This is a genomic window from Serratia sp. CY84636, assembly GCF_052166245.1.
Lineage (GTDB): Bacteria > Pseudomonadota > Gammaproteobacteria > Enterobacterales > Enterobacteriaceae > Serratia > Serratia nevei.
The window spans coordinates 1-5842 of the sequence record NZ_JBJNOX010000028.1; the positions used below are offsets into that span (position 1 = coordinate 1).

The 5842-nt window shown below is 57.4% G+C and carries 5 protein-coding genes and 2 pseudogenes; 3 read left to right on the forward strand and 4 right to left on the reverse strand.

Features of this window, described 5'->3' with window-relative positions; translation table 11 throughout:
- The 3 genes and pseudogenes from ACJ8QI_RS25265 to ACJ8QI_RS25275 all read left to right on the forward strand — a co-directional run.
- Positions 1 to 99 (forward strand): annotated as a pseudogene (locus ACJ8QI_RS25265) (sulfonamide-resistant dihydropteroate synthase Sul1); the annotation flags it as partial.
- Between the two features lie 404 nt (positions 100 to 503).
- Complete coding sequence (locus ACJ8QI_RS25270; RefSeq protein ID WP_000050481.1) at positions 504 to 2045, forward strand: IS91-like element ISCR1 family transposase; 1542 nt, start codon at positions 504 to 506, stop codon at positions 2043 to 2045.
- Positions 2046 to 2357: 312 nt separating this feature from the next.
- Positions 2358 to 3389 carry a protein-disulfide reductase DsbD domain-containing protein gene (locus ACJ8QI_RS25275; RefSeq protein WP_004201169.1) on the forward strand — a complete coding sequence of 344 codons (1032 nt, stop codon included), beginning with the start codon at positions 2358 to 2360 and terminating at the stop codon, positions 3387 to 3389.
- 10 nt (positions 3390 to 3399) lie between these two features.
- On the opposite strand, the gene ACJ8QI_RS25280 is transcribed toward ACJ8QI_RS25275, so the two are convergent.
- From ACJ8QI_RS25280 to ACJ8QI_RS25295, 4 genes and pseudogenes are all read right to left on the reverse strand, one after another.
- The gene (locus tag ACJ8QI_RS25280) at positions 3400 to 4038 is read right to left on the reverse strand and encodes a phosphoribosylanthranilate isomerase (protein WP_004201168.1); all 639 of its coding nucleotides are present in this window, start codon (positions 4036 to 4038) and stop codon (positions 3400 to 3402) included.
- A 4-nt stretch (positions 4039 to 4042) separates the two neighbouring features.
- Positions 4043 to 4408 carry a bleomycin binding protein Ble-MBL gene (gene ble / locus ACJ8QI_RS25285; RefSeq protein ID WP_004201167.1) on the reverse strand — a complete coding sequence of 122 codons (366 nt, stop codon included), beginning with the start codon at positions 4406 to 4408 and terminating at the stop codon, positions 4043 to 4045.
- Between the two features lie 3 nt (positions 4409 to 4411).
- On the reverse strand, positions 4412 to 5224 hold the full coding sequence (locus tag ACJ8QI_RS25290; protein ID WP_023408309.1) for a subclass B1 metallo-beta-lactamase NDM-5: 813 nt from the start codon (positions 5222 to 5224) through the stop codon (positions 4412 to 4414).
- A gap of 100 nt (positions 5225 to 5324) precedes the next feature.
- Positions 5325 to 5606: pseudogene (locus ACJ8QI_RS25295) on the reverse strand (IS30 family transposase); the annotation flags it as partial.
- Between the last annotated feature and the right edge of the window lie 236 nt (positions 5607 to 5842).

Here is a 5842-nt window from a genome sequence, read left to right on the forward strand (position 1 = left end):
CACGCGCCTGGAGATCTGCGAAGCGCAATCACCTTCTCGGAAACCCTCGCGAAATTTCGCAGTCGCGACGCCAGAGACCGAGGGTTAGATCATGCCTAGCATTCACCTTCCGGCCGCCCGCTAAATATCTCCTTTTGGGTTGTTAATAAAACATCCAATAAGTTGACTGTGCGTGAAAAAGAAAGTTTTGTGTGATGGCGTTGAAGATCGCACCGTTAAGCTCTTATGTGGGATGGTGCAGAGCTCGACGACTACCGATAAAACGCAACCGCCGCAAACAGACAAGAAAAAGCCCCAACTGATAACAGTTGGGGCTTCAGTATTGTGATTGGTGGAGCAATAGCACCCTGAACCCAAAACCTTCTCGCTCAACCGGTAGTGGCTGATAACAACTCGTGAGGGCTATTGCGGGTTAAGCATTTAGCGATGTCTAGGGCCAGACTGGACGTCTGAACGCAAGCCGCTGATACTGTACATAACCACAGTATCAGCGGAGGATACCCATGTCGCTGGCAAGGAACGCCACGGCGAGTCAATCGCCCACTCAAACAAACGGTTACGAACGCCACCAACCCGACCAGACGCTGCTCTACCAGCTGGTTGAGCAGCACTACCCAGCCTTCAAAGCCTCACTCGAAGCCCAAGGTCAACACCTGCCTCGCTACATCCAACAAGAATTCAACGACCTCCTCCAATGTGGCCGTCTGGAGTATGGTTTCATGCGGGTTCGCTGCGAGGATTGTCATCACGAGCGTCTGGTCGCCTTCAGCTGTAAACGACGCGGCTTTTGCCCTAGCTGCGGTGCCCGCCGGATGGCCGAGAGTGCGGCGCTGCTGATAGACGAAGTCTTCCCCAAGGAGCCCATTCGCCAGTGGGTGCTCAGCTTTCCTTTCCAGCTACGCTTTTTGCTGGCTCGCCATCCCCAGCTGATGGGCCAGGTCTTGAGTATCGTCTATCGTACACTCTCAACTCATCTGATCAAAAAAGCCGGTTACACCAAAGCCTCTGCACAAACTGGCTCAGTGACTCTTATCCAACGCTTTGGCTCCGCGCTAAATCTCAATGTCCACTACCACATGCTGTTTCTCGATGGTGTCTATGCCGAAGATGACTATGGCAAGCAACGCTTCCATCGTGTCAAGGCACCCACTTACGATGAGCTGAATACGCTCGCTCACACCCTCAGCCATCGCATCGCTCGCTGCATGGAAAAGCGTGGGATTTTGGAGCGTGATGCCGAGAATACGTGGTTGACACTGGAAGAGGGCGAAGACGATACGCTGACTCAATTACATGGTGCTTCGGTTACGTATCGCATTGCCGTCGGCCCCCAGCAAGGGCGCAAAGTCTTCACCCTGCAAACCTTGCCAGGGCGTGAGGATAAAGCCGACTCAAGCAGTCGAGTAGCCAACCATGCTGGTTTCTCGCTACACGCCGGTGTGATGGCCGAAGCGCATCAGCGGGATAAGCTTGAGCGCTTGTGTCGCTACATTAGTCGGCCAGCGGTTTCAGAAAAACGTCTGGCATTAACCGCCAATGGGCAGGTGCGTTACGAGCTCAAAACTCCGTACCGCAATGGCACCACCCATGTGATCTTCGAGCCGCTGGACTTCATCGCCAAACTCGCTGCGTTGGTACCTAAGCCGCGAGTCAACCTCACACGCTTCCACGGCGTCTTTGCACCGAACAGCAAACACCGAGTTCAAGTAACACCCGCCAAGCGGGGCAAGAAGCCCGACAAATCGGAAGGTCTCGATACTAACTGGCGTGACAAGAGTCCTGCAGAGCGCCACCGCGCCATGACCTGGATGCAACGCCTCAAGCGAGTCTTCAATATTGATATTGAAGTCTGCGAACACTGCGGCGGTCACGTCAAAGTGATTGCCAGCATCGAAGATCCGAAGGTCATTGAGCAGATTCTCAAGCATCTGAAACAGAAAACAGCCAAGGCGAATGCCGCCAAGCAGCGTGAGCTGCCACCAGAACGAGCGCCGCCACTGACTCCCAGCCTGTTCGATCCATCACAGAGTCGTCTCTTTGACTGACGACCCCAAATCCAACACTGCTCAACACTGCCAACTTTTAAACGGGGCGGTGGGGCAGTTTGTATCTCTCGAGCTATCAGGCTAGAGATTTTACCGCCAAATCGAACCTTATTAGAGCGGTTTAGGCTGGACCGGCAGTTAAAATTGGGGCTTGAGCGGTAAACGAGTGAGGGAATTTCAGGTAAGATACTTCGGATGAGGAGCAAAAAGGTGGTTTATACTTCCTATACCCGCTCGCGGTCGAAGCCGCGTCCGGCCTGCCCGAATACCTGCAATGGCTGGCCGCCGAGAGCCGACCGGTAAACTGAGCCAATGACCGCATCCACGATCCGCCTGCGCCGCTGGCTGGCCGGGCTCGCCCTGCTGCTTGCGCTGCCCGCGACCTCGGCCGTCGCCCAGGACTTCGAACTGCCGCCGGTCGACGAGGTCTTCGTCCTGTCCGCGCAGGCCACCGCGCCGGACCGCATCGAGGTGCGCTGGCGGATCGCCGACGGCTATTACCTGTACCGGCACCGCACCTCGGTCAAGGCCGATGCCGCCTTCACCGGCGCGACCATGGCGCTGCCGAAGGGCAAGGCCTACCGCGACGAATTCTTCGGCGACGTCGAAACCTACCGCAAGGAATTGCTCGGCACCCTCACCGGCACGCCCGCGGCCGGCGCGAGCGCGACCACCCTGACCGTGAAGTACCAGGGCTGCGCCGATGCCGGCGTGTGCTACCCGCCGCAGACCCGCACCCTGAAGGTCGCGTTGCCGGGCGAAGCGGGCGCTGGCGGCTTCGGCTGTAAGGCGCGCGGGCTGCATGATTATGTCGTCAAGAACGGCTCTGCCGATCATCCCAACGCCGAGGTGAAATTCGCACTGGGTGATGTGGTCAACACCATGATCGGCTGCACTAATGGTGAAACGATCATGCTGTGCCACGACACCTCGCTGCCGCGCCCCTATTCTCTCGGCTTTCGGGTGCAAGGCACCGAGGGGCTGTGGATGGACGTCAACAAGTCGATCTATCTGGAGGGCAAGAGCCCACAGCCGCACCGCTGGGAGCCTGCCGAGGGCTGGTTTGCGAAATACGATCACCCGCTATGGAAACGCTACGCCGATCTGGCGGCAGGGGCCGGGCATGGCGGGATGGACTGGTTCGTGATCCACGCTTTTGTCGAGGCGCTGAAGGCCAAGGCCCCGATGCCAATCGACATTTACGACGCGCTGGCCTGGAGCGCGATCACGCCTCTGTCGGAACAATCGATTGCTGAGGGCAATCGCACGTTAGATTTTCCCGACTTCACCCGAGGGCAGTGGCGCACCCGCAAGCCGATCTTTGCGCTGAACGACGCCTATTGATCGACGCGATTTAGGCCAAGCGCACCGCAAAGGCGAAATTGGTAATCTTGTCGGTATCCTTGACGCCCGGCGCGCTTTCGACGCCGCTGGAGGTATCGACCAGCGGCGCTCCGGTGCGCGCAATCGCCTCGGCAACATTCGTCGGATTTAGCCCGCCTGCCAGCCCCCACGGCAAGGCACCGCGATATCCGGCCAGCAGCGACCAGTCGAACGCCAACCCCATGCCGCCGGGCAGCGCGCCTTTGGGGGTCTTGGCGTCGAACAAGATCAAGTCCGCCGCCCCGGCATAGGCTGCGGCGCGTGCGACATCGCTGGCGCTGGCGACGGGCAGCGCCTTCCACACCGGCTTGCCAAACCGCGCGCGCAACTGGGCCACGCGTTCGGGCGATTCCGAACCGTGCAGCTGCAGCGCGTTCAGCTTGGCTGCCACCAGTGCGTCGGCGATGACAGCATCATCCGCATCGACGAACAAACCGACCATGGCGATCTGGCCAGCTGCGCGCGATGTCAAAGCGCCCGCGACATTCGACGTAACCGCACGGGGCGACGCTGGATAGAACACCAACCCGGCATAGTCCGCCCGCGCCGCGATGGTCGCATCGAGCGCCTCGGGTGTGCTGATCCCGCAAATCTTGATTTTCGCGGGCATGCGGTCAGTCGGGGTTCTGGATCAGCCGCACCAGCGTGCAGTCGGGATCGATCAGGTAGCCGATCCTCAGGCCGCTCGCCTCCAGTTGCGGAGCTTTGAAGCGCGGCCAGCCGGTGCTTTTTTCCTCGGCTCCCGCCGCGTTCACCAATGCCACCATGGCATCGAGATCATCCAACCGCAGGCAACAGCCGAACGAGCTCGTAGCTGGGTCGAGGTCAGGATAGGGGAAGAATTCGAGCTGCAAACCGCCGCGCTGCAGGATCATCCAGCCGCGATCCTTCCAACTCGTCGCAAAGCCCAGCTTCGCATAAAACGCCTCTGTCACATCGAAATCGCGCGATGGCAGATTGGGGGTGACGTGGTCAGCCATGGCTCAGCGCAGCTTGTCGGCCATGCGGGCCGTATGAGTGATTGCGGCGCGGCTATCGGGGGCGGAATGGCTCATCACGATCATGCTGGCCTTGGGGAACGCCGCACCAAACGCGCGCGCTGACGCGGCGTAGTGCTCAGTGTCGGCATCACCGAGATTGCCGAGCGACTTGGCCTTGCTGTCCTTGATCAGGCAGCCACCAAAAGCGATGTCGGTGCCGTCGATCCCAACGGTGATATTGTCACTGGTGTGGCCGGGGCCGGGGTAAAATACCTTGAGCGGGCCAAAGTTGGGCGCGGTTGCTGGTTCGACCCAGCCATTGGCGGCGAAAGTCAGGCTGTGTTGCGCCGCAACCAGCCCCTCTTGCGGGGCAAGCTGGTTCGACAACGCATTGGCATAAGTCGCAATCCCCGCCGCATGCAGCGCGTCCATACCGCCCATCTTGTCCTGATGCGCGTGAGTCACCACCGCCAGCGCGACCGGCAGGTTGATCTCCTGCTTGATCCAGTTGAGGATCTGGGCGGTCTGGTCATCGGTCCAGGCGGTATCGACCAACAGCACGCGGCCGCCATCCCTGACGATCAAACCGTTGGAAGCGACTGCCCCGAAACCCGGCATGTCGAGATAGGAAGTGTGCTGCCAGACATTCGGTGCGAGCTGGCGGAAAACCAGATCGCCAAACCGTTGGTCGCCAGTTTCCATTTGCTGGCCAATCGTCGGGCGGATTTCACCGGGCATGCACCCGCTCAGCATCAATGCAGCGGCTAATGCGGTGCTCAGCTTCGCGACCGGGTGCATAATATTGGGCAATTCCATCAAGTTTTCCTTTTATTCAGCATTAAAAACCCCGCAAATGCGAGGCCTAGTAAATAGATGATCTTAATTTGGTTCACTGTAGCAAAAATATGGGGCGAATTCAAACATGAGGTGCGACAGTTTCAAAAGCCATATGATAATCAACAAGCTGAGCAAATTTCTCTAATGGTGTAAGCCAATCTAACGCCTTTCTAGGACGAGTATTCAGTGACATGGCAACTTGATTTAAATAATGCTGATCTGCCTGATTTAAATCAATCCCTTTAGGTAAATATTGCCTAATTAAACCATTCATATTTTCGCATGTGCCTTTTTGCCAGGGTGAATGTGGGTCACAGAAATATACATCTATGCCTAAATCTTCTTCGAGTATTTTATGTTGAGCACTTTTCTTTCACCCAATGGGTGAAAGCTGAATTTCGAAGGAATGCATATTTATCAAGGCTTTGATTATGCTTTTTGAAGTACTGACGTAGAATCTAGGTATGAGTAAACGGCACTGTTGCAAATAGTCGGTGGTGATAAACTTATCATCCCCTTTTGCTGATGGAGCTGCACATGAACCCATTCAAAGGCCGGCATTTTCAGCGTGACATCATTCTGTGGGCCGTACGCTGG

Excerpts from the sequence above, each read along its gene's own strand:
- ACJ8QI_RS25270 (WP_000050481.1), top strand. The coding sequence starts at position 504 with ATGTCGCTGGCAAGGAACGCCACGGCGAGTCAATCGCCCACTCAAACA.
- ACJ8QI_RS25275 (WP_004201169.1), top strand. The coding sequence starts at position 2,358 with ATGACCGCATCCACGATCCGCCTGCGCCGCTGGCTGGCCGGGCTCGCC.
- ACJ8QI_RS25280 (WP_004201168.1), bottom strand. The coding sequence starts at position 4,038 with ATGCCCGCGAAAATCAAGATTTGCGGGATCAGCACACCCGAGGCGCTC.
- ble (WP_004201167.1), bottom strand. The coding sequence starts at position 4,408 with ATGGCTGACCACGTCACCCCCAATCTGCCATCGCGCGATTTCGATGTG.
- ACJ8QI_RS25290 (WP_023408309.1), bottom strand. The coding sequence starts at position 5,224 with ATGGAATTGCCCAATATTATGCACCCGGTCGCGAAGCTGAGCACCGCA.